At 70.6% G+C, this 16,202-nt stretch carries 15 protein-coding genes, 1 tRNA gene and 1 pseudogene; 8 read left to right on the forward strand and 9 right to left on the reverse strand.

Going from position 1 to position 16,202, the window contains the following annotated elements; genetic code table 11:
- Positions 1-75 precede the first annotated feature (75 nt).
- The 5 genes from AB0G84_RS13655 to AB0G84_RS13675 are packed head-to-tail and all read left to right on the forward strand — an operon-like array spanning position 76 to position 6,116.
- A complete protein-coding gene (locus AB0G84_RS13655; protein WP_361319430.1) occupies positions 76-2,475 on the forward strand; it encodes a PEP/pyruvate-binding domain-containing protein in 2,400 nt (799 codons plus the stop codon).
- Positions 2,472-3,674 (forward strand): FAD-dependent monooxygenase, encoded by a 1,203-nt coding sequence (locus tag AB0G84_RS13660; RefSeq protein ID WP_361319432.1) that lies wholly within the window; start codon positions 2,472-2,474, stop codon positions 3,672-3,674. Before AB0G84_RS13655 ends, AB0G84_RS13660 begins: the two co-directional genes overlap by 4 nt.
- A gap of 34 nt (positions 3,675-3,708) precedes the next feature.
- Entirely contained in the window at positions 3,709-4,410 is a 702-nt protein-coding gene (locus AB0G84_RS13665; protein WP_361319434.1) for a VC0807 family protein, read from the forward strand.
- Between the two features lie 46 nt (positions 4,411-4,456).
- On the forward strand, positions 4,457-5,068 hold the full coding sequence (locus AB0G84_RS13670; protein ID WP_361319436.1) for a malonic semialdehyde reductase: 612 nt from the start codon (positions 4,457-4,459) through the stop codon (positions 5,066-5,068).
- Between the two features lie 10 nt (positions 5,069-5,078).
- Entirely contained in the window at positions 5,079-6,116 is a 1,038-nt protein-coding gene (locus AB0G84_RS13675) for a zinc-binding dehydrogenase (protein WP_361319438.1), read from the forward strand.
- Between the two features lie 900 nt (positions 6,117-7,016).
- Here the strand turns inward: AB0G84_RS13675 and AB0G84_RS13680 are convergent.
- Entirely contained in the window at positions 7,017-7,733 is a 717-nt protein-coding gene (locus tag AB0G84_RS13680; RefSeq protein ID WP_361319440.1) for a CPBP family intramembrane glutamic endopeptidase, read from the reverse strand.
- Positions 7,734-7,825: 92 nt separating this feature from the next.
- Between AB0G84_RS13680 and AB0G84_RS13685 the strand changes: the two genes are divergently transcribed.
- Both AB0G84_RS13685 and AB0G84_RS13690 read left to right on the forward strand, forming a co-directional pair.
- Entirely contained in the window at positions 7,826-8,401 is a 576-nt protein-coding gene (locus AB0G84_RS13685; RefSeq protein ID WP_361319442.1) for a TetR/AcrR family transcriptional regulator, read from the forward strand.
- Positions 8,402-8,535: 134 nt separating this feature from the next.
- On the forward strand, positions 8,536-9,096 hold the full coding sequence (locus AB0G84_RS13690; protein WP_361319444.1) for an aldo/keto reductase: 561 nt from the start codon (positions 8,536-8,538) through the stop codon (positions 9,094-9,096).
- On the opposite strand, the gene AB0G84_RS13695 is transcribed toward AB0G84_RS13690, so the two are convergent.
- The 5 genes and pseudogenes from AB0G84_RS13695 to AB0G84_RS13715 form a co-directional block, all read right to left on the reverse strand.
- The gene (locus AB0G84_RS13695; protein ID WP_361319446.1) at positions 9,084-9,944 is read right to left on the reverse strand and encodes a hypothetical protein; all 861 of its coding nucleotides are present in this window, start codon (positions 9,942-9,944) and stop codon (positions 9,084-9,086) included. The genes AB0G84_RS13690 and AB0G84_RS13695 overlap by 13 nt on opposite strands.
- Before the next feature lie 221 nt (positions 9,945-10,165).
- Entirely contained in the window at positions 10,166-10,432 is a 267-nt protein-coding gene (locus tag AB0G84_RS13700) for a hypothetical protein (protein WP_361319448.1), read from the reverse strand.
- Positions 10,432-11,589 carry a toxin glutamine deamidase domain-containing protein gene (locus AB0G84_RS13705; RefSeq protein WP_361319450.1) on the reverse strand — a complete coding sequence of 386 codons (1,158 nt, stop codon included), beginning with the start codon at positions 11,587-11,589 and terminating at the stop codon, positions 10,432-10,434. Before AB0G84_RS13705 ends, AB0G84_RS13700 begins: the two co-directional genes overlap by 1 nt.
- The gene (locus tag AB0G84_RS13710) at positions 11,589-11,906 is read right to left on the reverse strand and encodes a WXG100 family type VII secretion target (RefSeq protein ID WP_361319452.1); all 318 of its coding nucleotides are present in this window, start codon (positions 11,904-11,906) and stop codon (positions 11,589-11,591) included. Before AB0G84_RS13710 ends, AB0G84_RS13705 begins: the two co-directional genes overlap by 1 nt.
- Before the next feature lie 248 nt (positions 11,907-12,154).
- A pseudogene (locus tag AB0G84_RS13715) lies at positions 12,155-12,664 on the reverse strand (mobilization protein); the annotation flags it as partial.
- On the opposite strand from AB0G84_RS13715, the gene AB0G84_RS13720 reads away from it, so the two are divergent.
- Entirely contained in the window at positions 12,664-12,807 is a 144-nt protein-coding gene (locus AB0G84_RS13720; protein WP_361319983.1) for a hypothetical protein, read from the forward strand. The pseudogene AB0G84_RS13715 and the gene AB0G84_RS13720 sit on opposite strands and share 1 nt — an antisense overlap.
- A gap of 129 nt (positions 12,808-12,936) precedes the next feature.
- On the opposite strand, the gene AB0G84_RS13725 is transcribed toward AB0G84_RS13720, so the two are convergent.
- From AB0G84_RS13725 to AB0G84_RS13735, 3 genes are all read right to left on the reverse strand, one after another.
- A tRNA-Thr gene (locus AB0G84_RS13725) sits at positions 12,937-13,010 on the reverse strand.
- 93 nt (positions 13,011-13,103) lie between these two features.
- Positions 13,104-14,693 carry an alpha/beta hydrolase gene (locus AB0G84_RS13730; protein WP_361319454.1) on the reverse strand — a complete coding sequence of 530 codons (1,590 nt, stop codon included), beginning with the start codon at positions 14,691-14,693 and terminating at the stop codon, positions 13,104-13,106.
- 211 nt (positions 14,694-14,904) lie between these two features.
- Positions 14,905-16,167, reverse strand: coding sequence for a DNA polymerase III subunit delta' (locus tag AB0G84_RS13735; protein ID WP_361319456.1), 1,263 nt, complete (start codon positions 16,165-16,167; stop codon positions 14,905-14,907).
- Positions 16,168-16,202 lie beyond the last annotated feature (35 nt).

Raw genomic sequence — 16,202 nt, forward strand, 5'->3', positions numbered from 1 at the left:
ACTCTAAGTGGAAGCCAACCTACGGGTGTGGGCTCGGCCCACAGACAGTCACCGCTGCGGAGGAGCGAGCGATCCATGGGTGTTCTGGCGTTATCACAGACCGGCCTGGCGGACGTGCCGGCCGCCGGACGCAAGGCGGCCGTGCTGGGCGAGCTGACGCAGGCCGGGTTCGACGTTCCGGCCGGCTGGGTCCTCGGCACGGAGCTGCTGGCCGCGGCGTTCGGCCCGGGCGGTGACCGGAGCCGGCTGCGCGAGAGCGTCGCCGAGATCCTCACCGAGGCGGGCGACGCCCCGTTGGCGGTGCGCTCCTCGGGCGTCGCGGAGGACCTGGAGGGCATGTCGTACGCGGGCCAGTACGAGTCGGTGTTGAACTGCCGCGGCCTCGACGACGTGCTCGACGCGGTCCGGACGTGCTGGGAGTCGGGATCCAGCGAACGGCTGACCGCCTACCAGGGCGACGCCCAGGGCGGCGGCGTGGCGGTCCTGGTCCAGGAGATGGTGGACGCCGACGTCGCCGGGGTCGCCTTCAGCGTGAACGTGCTCACCGCCGACCCCGACGAAGTGGTGATCAGCGCCGTGCGGGGGCTCGGCGAGCGGCTGATGTCCGGCGAGGCGACAGCCGAGGAGTGGGCCGTCCGCGACGGCGCCGCGCGGCGCACCTCCGGTGAGGAGAAGGTGGCCGATGAGGCGCTGGTCCTCCAGGTCGCCGAGCTGGCCCGGGCGGTCGCCGACCGGTTCGGCGCTCCCCAGGACGTCGAGTGGGCCGTCACCGACGGCCGGCTGCGGCTGCTCCAGGCCCGACCGGTCACCGGGCTCCCGGACGAACTGGTGCCGCATGTGCCGATCCCGGTAGAGGTACCGCCGGGATCCTCGATGCGCGACCCGAACTTCGACCGGCCCTGGACCCCGTTCGTCCGGTCGACGTTCCTGCCGGTCTTCACCCGGGCCGCGCCGCACGTCTTCGCCTTCACCACCGGTGCCACGCCGCGCCCGGCGGTCATCGGCGGCTGGCCCTACGTCACCCTGCGCCCCGACACCATGTCCGAACTGGTCGCCAGGCTGGAGGAGATCGCCGGAAGGTTCGCCGCGGACGAGCCGCTGGAGCTGGTGAACCAGTGGGAGGACGGCTGGAAGACCGAGTGCGCCACGGCCGTCGCCGAGCTCCGCGCGGTCGATCCGGCCGCCCTCGACAACCCGTCGCTGACCGCCCACTTCCACCGCCTCCTCGACGCCTTCGCGACCCTGCACGACCGCTACTTCCGGCTCAGCGGCGCCTCGGCGGGCCTGCTCGGGCGGCTCGGCGCGACCTGCGCCGAACTGCTCGGCTGGGACGCCGCCAAGACGCTGCGGCTGCGCGGCGGCCTGGTCGGCGACCACGTCCCCGCCACCTCCGGGGTCGGGGACATGGCACGTTACGCCGCCGGACGCCCGGGCGTCCGGGCCGCGCTGGAGGCGGGCGAGCGCCCCGCCGACCCGGGCTTCGACGCCCTGTTCACCGCCTACCTCGCCGCTTACGGCCACCGCACCGCCGGGTTCACCCTGGCCGAGCCGACCCTGGCCGAGCAGCCCGAGGTGCTGCTCGGGATGGTCGGCGCGCAGCTCGACGCCCCCTACGACCTGGACGCCGAACGCACCCGCCTGGACGAGCGCCGCGCCGCCGCGGTCGCCGAAGCCCGCACCGCGCTTGCCGGCCGCCCCGAGGCCGACCGGGAACGCTTCGAGCGCTGCCTGCGTGGCTCCGACATCAGCGCGCCGATCCGCGACGAGAAGTCCTTCTACGCCGTGTCGTTGTGGGCGCTGCTGCGCTACGCCGTGCTGGAGGCCGGCTCCCGCCTGGTCGCCGCCGGGATGCTCACCGCCCGCGAGGACGTGATGTTCCTGGAGCAGCAGGAGGTGCTCGCCGCCCTCGCCGGCCAGGCCCCCGCCGAGGGCCTGGTGCGCCGCCGCCGTGGTGAGCACGCCTGGGCACTGGCGCATCCCGGCCCGCAGCTGCTCGGCCAGCCGCCCGCGCCGCCGCGGCCGGAGCCGGACATGACACCGCCGTCCGAGGCCGCGCAGGCCGTCATGCGGGCCGCCGAGTGGTCGATGGGCGTCTTCGGCGCGGGTGCCGCCACGGCCCGTCAGGAGGAGGACACCCTGCACGGTGTCGCCGCCTCCGCCGGCCGGCGCACCGGCCGCGCCCGCATCATCACCGGTGTCGCCGACTTCGGGCGGCTGCGCGCCGGCGAGGTGCTGGTCTGTCCGGAGACCACCGCGCAGTGGGCGATCCTCTTCCCGGCGGTCGGCGCACTGGTCACCGACCGCGGCAGCCTGCTGTCGCACCCGGCGATCATCGCCCGCGAATACGGCGTCCCGGCGGTGGTCGCCACCCGCACCGCCACCGCGTTCCTCCGGGACGGCGACCTCGTCACCGTGGACGGCAACACCGGCACGGTGCGCCGCGAGCGCGCGGGCGGCTCCGAGGAGGGCCCGTGAGGGCACTGAGGGTCGCGGTGTCCGGGGGCGGCGTCGGCGGCCTGGCCCTCGCGCAGGGCCTGCGCCGCCACGGCATCGAGGCGACGGTCTTCGAGAGCGACGACTCCGCGCTGTCCCGGGAGCAGGGGTTCCGGCTGCGGATCGACGAGTTCGGCCGCGCCGCCCTCGCCGCCTGCCTGCCCGACCGGCTCTACCGCCTGACCGAGGACACCGCCAGCCGGCTCTACATGCCGCGCGGCGTCAGCTTCGACCACCGGCTCCGCCAGATCGGCGCGCACCGGCCGGCCGGAACCCCGGTCGACCGGGCGGCAGCGAGCATAGTCGTCGACCGCCGGTGCCTCCGGCAGATCCTGCTGACCGGACTGGGCGGCACGGTGCGGTTCGGCCGGAAGGTCACCGGCTACCGGCAGACCGACGACGGCGTACTCGTCGACTTCACCGGTGGCACCGCCACCGCCGATGTGCTGGTCATCGCCGACGGCATCAACTCCCTGACGCGGCGGCAACGCCTGCCTCAGGCCGAGGTGCTCGACACCGGCCTGCACGGCGTCCACGGATTCATGGCCCTGGACTCCGAGGCGCTCGGCTGGATTCCGCCGGAGCTGCTCGGCGGGGCTCGTCCGGTGCTCGGTCCGCGTCGCACGACCCTGGTACTCGGCGCGTACCAGCCGCGCCGGCCGTTCGCCGAGGCGGTCGCCGCACATGCGCCGGGCGCGGACATCGAAGCGGTCCATGACTACGTCAAGTGGACCCTGGTCGCCCCTGCCGGCGAGTTCCCCGCCACCGGCGCCGGCTTGTTCGCTGCCGACCCACTCGCCCTGCACACCGTGGCCGCCCGCATGACCGAGGACTGGCACCCGCTGTTGCGCCGGGTGATCGAACGCTCCCAGCGCGCCGCCACCTTCGCGCTGGCGATCAGAGCCGTGCCGGTGCCGGACGCCTGGCCGCCCGGCCGGGTCACGGTGCTGGGCGACTGTGTGCACGCCCCCACCCCGGTCGGCGGCACCGGGGCCAACACGGCCCTGTGCGACGCCGCCCTGCTCGCCGAGCGGCTGGCCGACGCCTCCGCCGGACGGCTGGATCTGATCGACGCGATCGGCCGCTACGAGGAGGAGATGCGAGCGTACGCACGCTCCGCGGTGACCAGCTCGCTCCGGGGCGCCGAGACCGTCTTCCGCGCCGACCCCCTCCCCGTCTGACCCCCAGACAGAAACCCCCAACAAAGGAGTGCCCATGCAGAACTCCGGCCCTCTCGCCCGTGTGCGGCCGTTCGTTCCCATACTGCTCGATATCGTTGTCCCCACGGCGCTGTACTTCGCCTTCAAGCGACTGGGGATGTCGGATTTCTGGGCGCTGACCCTCGCGGGTGTGTCCACCGGTATCACCACCCTGATCAACACGATCCGGCGGCGCCGCATGGACTTCGTCGGGGTCCTGGTCATGCTGGAGATCGCCCTGGCGGTGGCCCTGCTGTTCGCCACCAACGACCCCCGGGTGGTGGCGATCAAGCCGTCCTTCTTCACCGCCTTCAGCGGCGTGTTCCTGTGGGTCACCTGCTTCGTCGGCCGGCCCGTCGTGTACCAGGCGGCCGCCCCGATGGCGACCAAGGGCGACCCGGCCCGCGAGATCGCCTACGACCGCGCATGGCTGGAGTCGCGGGAGTTCCGGTTCCGGGAGCGGCTCATGACCGCCGCGTTCGGCGCGATGCTCGTGGCCGAGGCCGCGCTGCGCGTGTTCGTGGTGTACCACTACTCGGTCAATGACCTGGAGAAGTCCTTCGTGCTCTCCCAACTCCCCGGCATCGTCCTGCTCCTGGCGGTGCTCGGCTTCTTCCGCCTGAACGTGCCCGCCATCAGCCGCATCGTCGACGCCATCCAGGCCGAGGTCACGACGGGGCAGCAGAGCGAGCGCGGCCACGCGGGGAAGGGACGGTGATCCGATGCCTCCCGGCGTGCCCTGCTTCGCGGCATGAGGCACGCCGATGGCCGCTCTGACCGGCGAGGCCCGGCCACGGCTGTCGCCCGAGGCGCTGGACCTGCTGTTCCGGCAGGCCCGCACCCCGAACGGCTTCACCGACGAGCCCGTCCCCCCCGACGCGCTGGCAGCCGTATACGAGCTGATCCGATGCGGCCCGACCTCGTTCAACCAGCAGCCGCTGCGCATCCTGGAGATCCGCAGTGCCGAGGCGCGGCGGCGGCTGCTGCCACACCTGAGCGAACGCAACCGCGCCAAGACCGCGAGCGCCCCGCTGACCCTGCTGCTGGCCGTGGACCTGTACTTCCACGAGAACCTACCCGCGATGTTCCCGCACGCTCCGCAGCTATACGAGTGGCTGGTCGGCGCGCCACAAGTGCGGCGCGAGCGGGGCCGCTTCGACGCCGTGCTCCAGACCGGCTACCTCATCATGGCGGCCCGTTCCCTGGGGTTGGCCGCCATGCCCCTGCTCGGCTTCGACGAGGCGGGGTTGAACGCCGCGTTCTTCCCCGCCGAGGACCGGGAGGCACTGCTGGTCATGAATCTGGGGTGGCCGTCACCCGTGCGACGGGAGCGGCTGCCGCGCCTGGCCTTCGACCAAGTCGTCACCACCCTCTGAGGAGCTCGTTGTGTTCGCCGTCTACGCCGCCGCCCCCGATTTCGACGACCCGTTGGCGGGGCTGATGACCGGCGAGCGCCCCGAGCCGGAGGTGCCACCGGGCTGGGCAGCGGTGTCGATGCGTGCCGCCAGTCTGAACATGCACGACCTCTCCACCCTGCGCGGCTGGGGGATGCCACCCGAGCGGTATCCGATGATCCTGGGCTGCGACGGCGCCGGTGTGCTGGCCGACGGCACCGAGGTGGTCGTGCACGCCCTGGTCGGCTCCCCCGGCTGGACGGGCCCCGAGACGCTCGATCCGGGGCGGACCGTCCTCAGCGAGCGGCACCAGGGCAGCTTCGCCGAGACCCTGGTGGTGCCGGTCCGCAACCTGGTGCCCAAGCCGGCCGGGCTCTCGTTCAGCGAGGCCGCCTGCCTGCCGACCGCCTGGCTGACCGCGTACCGGATGCTGTTCACCAACGCGGGGGTGCGGCCCGGGCAGACCGTGCTGGTGCAGGGCCGCGAACGGATCGGCAGCATCGCGACCGCGGCGGTGCGGCTGGCGGTGGCCGCCGGGCTGGAGGTATGGGTCACCGCCGAGGGCAGCGGCCGTGCGCTGGCCGCCGACCTGGGCGCGCACCGGATCCTCGAACCGTCGCAAACGCCGCCCGGCCTGGTCGATGTCGTCCTCGACGGTGGCGTGGACGAGACCAGCTGGACCCGCTCGCTGGACCTGCTGCGGCCGGGCGGTGCGATCGTGTGCGCCGGCTACCGAGCGGGCCGCGCCGCCGAGTCGGCTGCGCCCCATGCCCTGCATCGCCTGATATTCGGGGAGCTGCGGCTGGTCGGCTCGGCCATGGGCACCGCCGAAGAGCTGGCCGAGCTCCTGACGTTCCTCGACCACACCGGGCTCCGCCCGCGCATCGCCCGAGAACTGCCGCTGCAGGAGGCCGCCGACGGCTTCCGGGAGATGCTCACCGGTGAGGCCGACGGAAAGATCGTCTTCACCCTCCCCCCTTCACCAGCCGCATCCGAGCACACGCAACCTCTCGGCCACCTCAGTGAGTGACCGGCCCGGGCATCCTCGCGTACCGCCGCTCCCCCCAGCACGAGTTCACGACGCCAAGGAAGCCCCCGGACGTCACCCCTACCACCGAGGGGCGTCGCGTGACGCACATCACACAGCCACGAGAGTGGAGTCTCGCCTGGACACGCTCAATCGCTGTGCGGCCCCCTGACAGCCCCTCAGGGCAACGGAGGTCAAAAATGACTGCCAGACATCGAGAGGTTTCTCGTTAAGTCTGCGCGTAAGTACCCGCCGCCACTCTCTGCGGGCCTACCGCGCCCAAGACCGCCCATATGGCGGCGAGTTGATGCGCTAGCCTCAGCGTGCTGCTCGCCTTCCGCCACGCTGTTCCGACCGACAGCCGGTTGACCGGGCCCCGCCATGGGGGCCTCGGAAGAGAGAGGGGCAGCGATGAGGGATCGATCGTTCAGGAAGGCCGGGAAGCGCTGGCCTGAGCCGGACCGCTGGCAAGTGCTCTTGTCGGCGCTCAGCCTTCTGGTGGCGGTCGTTGCTCTCGCGGAGCAAGTGGGACGGTAAGCCTGGCCGCAACCAACGCGGCCAGGCTCACCCACTGCTCCGTGGGCGCTGGCCCGGCCTGGTAGCCGCCAGGCCGGGCTGCACCCCGGAGCCGACCTTGTCGAGCCATGGCGCCTCCGCATCGCAGGTCGCCCCGCGATACGACGTGGTGGCGATCCCAATGGACCGCTGGCCAGTCACGCCAACTCCACTTGCAACTTAACGCCATGTCCATTGCGTCGCAATGAAAGTTCGCCCCGCACTCCGTCGCACCACGAAGAGGCCTCTCGGCCACCCCGTAGACCTCCCCCTGCCGTACGCCTCGTCATGCCGAATCACCCACCCACTTCGGGGCCTTGACGGAGTCCTGGTTCAGCCGCGGGCGGCTCACCCGCTCGCCAGCGCAAGGACCACGGGCACCGACATGGCGAGCGCGTTGTTAACGCCGTGGACGACGATGCCGGGCCACACCGAGCCGGTACGCCGCAGCAGCAGGGCATTGATGACGCCGACCACGAACGCGACGGGCAGCACCGGGTTGAGACCGTGCACGAGCGCGAAGACCGTGGCGCTGGCGAGCACGCTGACCCAAGCCCCGTAGCGGCCCAGCGCGTTGGCCAGCACACCGCGGAAGATGAGCTCCTCGCCGATCGGGGTGGCCACGAACCCGGCCACCGCGGTCGCGAGGTACCAGAGGAGGCCACCCGCGGCGGCCGCTTGGTAGCCGCCCTGGACGTTCTGGTGATCGCCCGCCACGGCCTGGTAGAGCAGCGAGGCGATGGTGGCCAACACGTAGGCGACGACGCCGAACCCGACGGCGGCGAGCAACGACCGCCCGCTCACGCGCCGCAGGCCGAACGGCGCGAGCCGGCGGATCCGCAGCAGGGCGGCGACCGCGAAGGCGCCGAGGCCCATCACCGCGGAGAGCACGAACCCGATGAGGCCAGCCATGGTGTCCGACAGGACGGCGTGCCGCAGGAACAGGGCCACGGCCGCGTAGAGCATCCCATAGGCGGCCACTCCGGCGACGCTCTCCGGCCAGCCGGGGCCCGACGGCCTATCCACGGGCGCTTCGACCAGGACGGGGCGGAGGGTCTCGTGCATGCGATGCTCCTGATCAGCGAGATAGCTCTAGCACAGCGTGCTAGTACGCCGTACCGTACACCGTACTAGCACACTGTGCTACTGTCCTCTTCGTGAGCAAGAGCAGGCAAGAAGAGATCCTCGCCGCAGCCCTCCGGCTGACGTACGAGCAAGGCGTCGGAGCGTTGAGCGTCCGGTCCGTCGCGGCCGCGGCCGGCGTCGGGGCGACCACGTTGCGGCACTACTTCCCGTCCCAGGCCGACCTCTATCAGGCGGTCGCGAGCCGGCTCGTCACCAACGTTCTCGGCGACCTCGACATCACCGATGACAGCCGGGATCCGGCCGCCCGCCTGTACGACTGCCTCGCGCAGTTCGTGCCGCAGCCCAACGAGCAGATGCAGGCGCTGACCGGCTGGGCCGAACTGCACAGGCTGGCCCTCGGCGGCGACGCGGGAGTCGTGGAGATCCTCAAGAGCGGGCGCCGGGCCTCGAAGGAGGCACTGCTCCGCTGGTTCGGCGTGCTCGCCGACCAGGGGCATGTCGCGCCGGCCGACGTCGACGCGCACGTCACACACGCCCTCACCCTGATCGACGGACTCAACCTCGACCTGTTCCTCTTCCCCGACCACGTCGATCCGGCCGCTGCAAGCACGGCACTCCGCTGGTTCGCCGAGCGCACTGTTTCCTGACCTTCATCCGGCTCCCGGCATCGCGGACGCAAGCGCGCCAGGACGGCCGACCCGCAGGGGTGGGCGCGGGAGCCGGGGCGTTGCGGACGTCGAGGTGGAAGCCCCGGTAGGAGGATCTTGGCCGTGAGCCGGATGTGGTGTTCCTGCACAACCCGGAGCACTCGCTTCACGAAGGCACCGCTCATAGCCGGGATGCCCTGGCCCAGGCATGCGCCGCCCTTGAGGAGGCCACGTCGAGCGGGCTGTGCGGCGCCTGGGGCGTCGCGTCCTGGAATCCGTCACCGCTGCCGAGCCTGATCGACGCGACCACGCCGAGGCCGTCCGCTTTCATGGTCCGCGTCGGCCTGCTGGTCGGCATCAAGACGCTCGATGCAGCGGATGCCGTCACTGCGACATGGCGCCTGAACGGCAACGTGGTGTGGGGCATGAGCCCCTTCGGAGGCGGCGCGAACGCCCCGGTGTGGGGCCGGATCGACTCCCGCGTCTTCCTCCGAGACGGCACCGGGCTCTCTCCAATGCAGGCGGCATTCCGGGCTGCCTACGAGCTCCCCAAGGTCGGCACGGTTGCCGTGGGAACCGACAGCCCCGCCCATCTAAGTGATCTGATCGACGCTCTGGCAGGCCAGGTCGACGAGCGAGCAATCGAGGAGTACCGGAACCTCCTTCGGGCCCGATTGCTCGATCAGCCCGCCTGAAACTCCGAGACGATCCGCTCGGCCACACGGCGAGCGGGCGTGAGACGGGGGTCCTCCGGGTGCGCGTCCGGCCCCAGGATCTTCGAGCACACGAACAGCGTCATCAGCTTGCCGTCCCGGCTCTCGAAGTCGCGCCTGCGTTCTTGCCATACGCGATCGGCCAGAGCCGGAACGGCGAGGGAACTTCCCCACAGCGAAGCCGAGTCCAACCCTCGCGGCGCGTTGCCCCAGTCCTCCCAGTCGAAGAGGCAGAACGCCGGCGCAGTCATGTTGGCCCAGTTCAGATCCGCGTGGGCGGGCACCCAGCTCTCGATGGTCGTATCGAAAGAGTGGGAGGGAGAGAGACCGTGGATGGCTTCGGTAACGAAAGCCTGCGTAATGGTGACGGTGTCGGGGGTAGCGACGCGGCTCGTGTCCTGGTCGGCAAGCGCGTCCAGGGAAGCGTTGAACGCCTGCCACCATGCGTCTTGCAGCTTCGGGTCCTCGCTGAGGATCGCGTTGCCGATGGGCGCACTCGGCAGGAGCTCGGTCTCATCGACCCGCCACATCACGAGTTCGTCCGCGTCCCGCCAGACCACACACCCCCGCCAGACGGGCTGCGCAATGCCTTCCAGACGCGAAGCGCACTCGGTGCCGTTCCAGCCCTGCGCCCCGATTCTGTCGAGCCCGCGCCGTTCGATACGCACCCACGTACGTCGGTCCGTCCGCGCTCCGACCGAGCGGCGTTTGCGTACCACCGTGTCCCGGTCCAGGTCGACTTGAAGAGATCGCGCTACGTGATCGAGGAGGTTTTCCACCGGTTCAACTCGCAAGTCCACGGAGCGCGCCGAAGATGCCGAGAGCGTCATGCGGGCGACCGTAACACCGGAGCAAGGGATACCAGGTCGATCTCGGGCACCGCGATCGGGCCAAGCCACGGGAGCCGTCGACTGAACGAGCGGGGTGCCAGGTCGTGACAGATGGTGCGGGGCGGTAGCGGCTCAGGCAGAAATCCCAGATCCACTCGTCATCGGTGAAGAAGGAGTCGCCGCCCAAGACGCGCTTTGCCTTCCGCGCAATCGAATCGAAATTACTCGTCCTGCCAGAGTGACCTGTCCTCGATCGTGCCGAGACGAGCTTCGCCGGAGGTCAGGTCAACCAGGATCGGCCAACAGTCAAGAAGCATGTCGTGAGGATCACGCGACTCCAGGTACTCCGGACTATTGAAAGGGGCAATAAGAAGATTTCCCCTGATTTCGGTGTTCTCGTAGTCGATTTCCAGCTCAGGGTCGTACGGCCCACGCTCCTGCTGAAGAAGCGCTTCGGCGACCTTCAGAGCCTCGCCACGATCCAGCATCAGTCTGTCCTCATGAATTGATAGTTCTTCCAGTTGTAGGCATGTGCCGCATGCCCACTCTGCCCGTCGATGAAGATGATGTCTCCATTGCGGTTGATGACGTTGAAGACGTGACCGCCGCGCTTGTCGCCACCGAAGATTATTCCACGCGCGCCGTCCCCGGCACCCTTCATATCTTTCACGATCCATGAAAAGGACTTGGGGCGGAAACTTCTACCCGGGAACTGCTTGGCAAGAGAACCAAGCGACCCACGGGGGAGGTTGGGAAGGGCTGAAGCGGGGGCACCTTGCATGGTGCGATCCACGGCGAGCGCGCATCCCCGACAATTGGTCATGCCACCGCCGGGGTTCACCAGGTCACGCAGAGGCTTCGTCAACGGAGTCTTGTAGGTATCGCCGAACAGCGTGGTACCGCCGCCTCCCTCGCCCCAGCGAAGGTTGCCCACACTATTGAGGTCAGGCCCCTCGGCTATGCGTGTTGCTACGCTCCGTGCACCGCCAAAGGCTCCCCCCAGCAGGATGCCGGATAGGCCGGCTGCGCTTGCCTCCTTGAGGCTGATGCCCTTCTGGTCGCCCAGAAGGTTGCGGCCACCCTGAGCGACGACCACATCCACCGTGATCGCCTCGATGCCGCCGATGGCAGCAGTGGCAAGGACCGTTCCGGCGATCTCGGCGACGGTGGCGGAAACGGCGACGCCCGCCGTGCTTGCTGCGGCGACGATCGCCTCGGTGGCGCCTGCCGCCGCGACCTCGCTGATGCCTCCGGTGAAGAGCGCCAGGGCCGTACCGGCGACCAGGACCGCTCCGGCGATCTCCAGTTCGTGCTCGATCTTCTTCTTGGCCTCGGCGACCTGGTCGGCGTACTTATCCAGGGCCTTGGCCATGTCGCGAGCAGCGGTGGCCACATCGTCGAGGTACCCCTTGCCGCCACCGTGGTACTTGCGCCAGAACCCCCCGAACGCTTCGATCGACTTGCCCTTGTTGTTGTCGATGACGTCCTGGGCCTTCTTGTGGCACGCGGCCGTGCAGTCCTCCACGTCGTCGGCGAAGGTGCGCCAAGCACGGGCGGCCTCCCGGAGTTCGTCCTCGTTGCCCTCCGGCCACCACATGCCGGTGAGATCCTGGACGATCTCCTTGGCCTTGTCGGCCGCACCCATCACTTACCACCCTCGAAGCCGGACTTGGCCGAGTGGTCAGCGTCTTCGTGGTTGGCGGCCATGTCGTTCATGGCCTTGGTGATGCTGGACAGGCCCTTGACCAGAGCTGCGGCCGCCTTCTCGATCTGTGTCTGGTGCGGGGCGTAGGCGTGCTCGAACTTCTTGCCCTGCTCGTCACCGCCCCAAGGCTCCCCCAGCCCGCTCAGCGTGTGGCGAAGCTTGGCCGTCGCCCGTTCCAGGGCAACAGACTCCCGGTGGAACGTCGGTGCGGCGGACTTGAGTTGGTCGGTGTCGATGTCGAAGCCGTCGCCAGTCATACCGTGCCTCCCCGTTGGCCGTGTACGCGTAACGCGTCGCGAGCCGCCGACAATGCTTCAGCTCGCAGATGGCGACCCTCGCATACAGCACTGACAATCGCCCTGGTGGGAGTACATTTCAGCCACGATGCAGCACCCCCGGCCCGCGGACCAGCCAGGCTCCCGCAGGGGCGATTCACCGAGAGCACGCACGGACCCTCGTTGTACGACCGCGAAGGGCTCCGTTCGTACAGCGACGTGTTGGGCGGCTAACGGCGGGGACGACGCTGCTTCGCGGGCGGTGCTGTGGCTGCTGCCGTTGGCTGACCGACGTCGGGTCCACTGAGCGATGGCGAAGGCGTGACTGTCGAGCGTCGGCGAGCGGCTTCAGCACGGCGGTTCGGTGCGGGGTTGCGTCCGGTGTGCTGGATGCGGGTGATCAGGACGCGGGCGGGTTGGCGAGCGGTGGCCAGTTCGCGCTGGGCGGCTGCTTCCTTGAGGAGTTGGTGGGGTTTGTGGCCGCGGGCTTCGGCGTCGGCGAGGACGGTGGCGAGGGCCGGCCAGCCGGTGTCGGTGAGGATCTGCTCGGCGTGCTCGGGGATGACAGCGCGTACATCGCTGGCCAGGGTGCGACGGGTCTCCTCCTTGGGCTGACGTTGCGCGAGGTCTGTGAGTTCGGGGGTGTGGCCGGCGGCGCTCTGAAGGTGCTGGAGGGCTTTGCGGGCGGCGTCGGCTTGGTGGGCGTGGCCCTTGGCTTCATGCCAGCGCCCTGCGACGATTGCGCAAGGCCGCGAAGAAGGAGAAGGCCAAGAAGGACGCGGCGAAGAACGCCGGCAAGAGCAAGGGCGGCAAGCCGAAGAACAAGGCGAAAGCCCAGCCCAAGGCCGACAAGAAGGCCAAGCTCCGGAAGCCCAACAAGTAGGTCTCTGAGCGCCCCCGCTCACGCATCGCTCACGCAAGCCATCTCGCGGCACCCCGGCCGCGCGACGCGTCATGCCCCAAGCAACGCAAAAGGCCAGGTCACGGACTGTGTGACCTGGCCTTTTTACTGAGCCGCCTTCGGGATTCGAACCCGAGACCTACGCATTACGAGTGCGTTGCTCTGGCCAACTGAGCTAAGGCGGCGTGGTGCGCGGCCCAGTCTACACATCGTGGAGGGGTGGTCTGTACCGGGATAAGGGGCTGGTCAGAGCGGGGCGGGCGGGGGTGTGAGGCGGGTCACTTGCAGACCTTGTTCTTGGGCGGGACGGTGCCGTCGAGGAGGTAGGCGTTGACCGCGGTGTCGATGCAGTCGCTGCCGCGGCCGTAGGCGGTGTGGCCGTCGCCCTGGTAGGTCAGCAGGGTGGCGCTGGTGAGCTGGGCGGCGAGGGCCTTGGCCCAGGTGTAGGGGGTGGCCGGGTCGCGGGTGGTGCCGATGACGAGGATCGGGTCGGCGCCCTTGGCCGGGATGCGGTGGGCGGTACCGGACGGCTTGACCGGCCAGTACGCGCAGTTCAGGGCGGCCCAGGCGAAGCTCTCGCCGAAGACCGGGGAGGCCTTGCGGAAGCTGGGCAGGGCGGCGCGGACCTGCTCGGGAGACGTGAAGGCGGGCGCGAGGTCGAGGCAGTTCACGGCGGGGTTGGCGTACATCTGGTTGGCGTAGCTGCCGTTGGGGTCGCGCTCGTAGTAGCTGTCGGAGAGGGTGAGCAGGCCCCGGCCGTTGCCGGCCTTGGCCTGGGCGAGGTACTCGCGCAGCATGGGCCAGGCGCGCTGGTCGTACATCGCGGCGATCACGCCGGTGGTGGCCAGGGATTCGGTGAGCTTGCGCGGCTCGCCGGTCTCCACCGGGTGCGTGTCCAGCTTCTTGAACAGGGCGGAGAGCTGCTTCCCGGCGTCCGCGGCGTTCTTGTGGCCGAGCGGGCAGTCCTTCTGCTTGACGCAGTCCGCGGCGAACGCCGTGAAGGCGGTGTTGAAGCCGATGGTCTGGTCGAGGTTGGTGGTGCGGGAGTCCAGGTCTGGGTTCATGGCGCCGTCCAGGACCAGGCGGCCGGAGCGGGTGGGGAACAGGCCGGCGTAGGTCGCGCCGAGGAAGGTGCCGTAGGAGGCGCCCATGTAGGCCAGCTTCTTGTCACCCAGGGCGGCGCGCAGCACGTCCATGTCGCGGGCCGCCTCGACCGTGGAGACGTGCGGGAGCAGCTTGCCGGAGCGGGACGAGCAGCCCTTGGCGAAGTCGCGGTAGGAGGTGACCAGCTTGTTGACCTCGGCCGGGGAGTCCGGGGTCTGGTCGGTCTGGGTGTAGCGGTCCATCTGCTGGTTGGTCAGGCACTCGACCGGTTCGCTGCCGGCCACCCCGCGGGGGTCCATCGCGACCAGGTCGTAGCGGGCACGGACGGCCGCGGGCTGGGGCGCGTACTGCTCCAGGTAGTCGATCGCCGAGCCGCCGGGGCCGCCCGGGTTGAGCTGGAGGGAGCCGAGCCGACTGCCGGGGCCGGTCGCCTTCTTGCGGGCCACCGCGAGCTTGAGGTCACTGGCCGCACCGGGCTTGGCGTAGTCCAGCGGCACCTTCAGCGTCGCGCACTCGAAGCCGGCGGCCTTGCAGGGGTGCCAGGCGAGCTTCTGGTCGTAGTACGGGCGCAGGTTGGCCGGGATGGCGGGCGGCAGGGGCTGGAGGGTGGAGGCAGCGGTGGGGCGCTGAGCGCCGGCCTCCGTCGTACGGCCCGGGGACGCCGCGCCGCCGGTGGACGAACTCCCCGCGGAACAGCCGGAGATCAGCAGGGCGGCGGCCGCGAGCGCGGCGGCGGAGAGGCGGAGCGGTCGGCTGGTGGCCATGGCGGTCCCTCGGTCTCGATCCCTGGCTGGGGAGGCGGAGTCTGGCGTGCGGTGGGTTCCCTGGGGGGTGGTGGACGGGTGGGGCGGCGGTGTCCGGGCGGTGCGCGGGCTCCGGGCGGAGAGTATCCGGACGGAGACCGTGAGTGGTCGTTTCGTCGGTGCCGGGTGTGGCCGGGTGTGTCTCCTGCCGTCGAGGGTCCGGGGTCCGGGGTCAGCCGGCTCGGAGGGCCGTGGTCATGGCTTCCACCGCCAGGAGCGGGGCGACATTGCGGTCCAGGGCTTCACGGCAGGCGATGACCGCCTCTATGCGGCGGAGGGTGCGCTCGGGCGTCGAGCCGGCGGCGACCCGCTGGACGCTGTCGCGCACCTCGTCGTTGGCCAGCGGGACCGGGGCGCCCACCTGGAGGGCGAGGACGTCCCGGTAGAAACCGGTGAGGTCGACCAGGGCCAGGTCGAGGCTGTCGCGCTGGGTACGGGTCGAGCGGCGCTTCTGCTTGTCCTGGAGCTCCTTCATGGCGCCGGCCGTGCCGCGCGGCAGCCGGCCGCCCGTCCCGGCGGCGGCACCGAGCGCCGCACGCAGCTCCTCGGTCTCCTTGGCGTCGACCTCCTCGGCGACCTGCTTGGCGTCCTCCCCCGCGGCGTCGATCAGCTCCTGGGCGGCCTTGAGGCAGCCGCCGATGTCGTCGATGCGGAGCGGGAGTTTGAGTACCGCGGCACGGCGGGCGCGGGCGCGCTCGTCGGTGGCGAGGCGGCGGGCCCGGCCGATGTGCCCCTGGGTGGCGCGGGCGGCACGGGCGGCGGCCTCCGGGTCGATGCCGTCCCGCCGTACCAGGACATCGGCGACCGCGTCCACGGGCGGCGTGCGCAGGGAGAGGTGGCGGCAGCGGGAGCGGATGGTGGGGAGCACGTCCTCCAGGGAGGGGGCGCACAGCAGCCAGACGGTGCGGGGCGCAGGCTCCTCCACGGCCTTGAGGAGGACGTTGCCGGCGCCTTCGGTGAGGCGGTCGGCGTCCTCCAGGACGATCACCTGCCAGCGCCCGCCGGCCGGGGAGAGCGAGGACCGGCGGACCAGGTCGCGGGTCTCCTTGACGCCGATGGACAGCAGGTCCGTACGGACGATCTCGACGTCGGCGTGGGTGCCGACCAGCGTCGTGTGGCAGCCGTCGCAGAAGCCGCAGCCCGGAGCGCCGCCGAGGGCCCGGTCGGGGCTGACGCACTGGAGGGCGGCGGCGAAGGCACGGGCGGCGGTGGCCCGGCCGGAGCCGGGCGGACCGGTGAACAGCCAGGCGTGCGTCATCTGGGAGGCGCCCCCGGGGCCGCCCGCCGGCTCGTCCTCCCCCGGCCCGGGCTGCCCGGCGAGCTGTCCCTCCTCCGCCGCGTGCTCAGCGGTGACGAGGGCGTCCGCGTCCCGTGCGGCCGCGGCCAGCTGCGCCGTCACCCGGTCCTGGCCGACCACGTCGTCCCATACCGCCATTGCTGCCCGCCGTTCCTGTCCGTTCCGTGCTGCTG

This window comes from Streptomyces sp. NPDC020742, assembly GCF_040641675.1.
Lineage (GTDB): Bacteria > Actinomycetota > Actinomycetes > Streptomycetales > Streptomycetaceae > Streptomyces.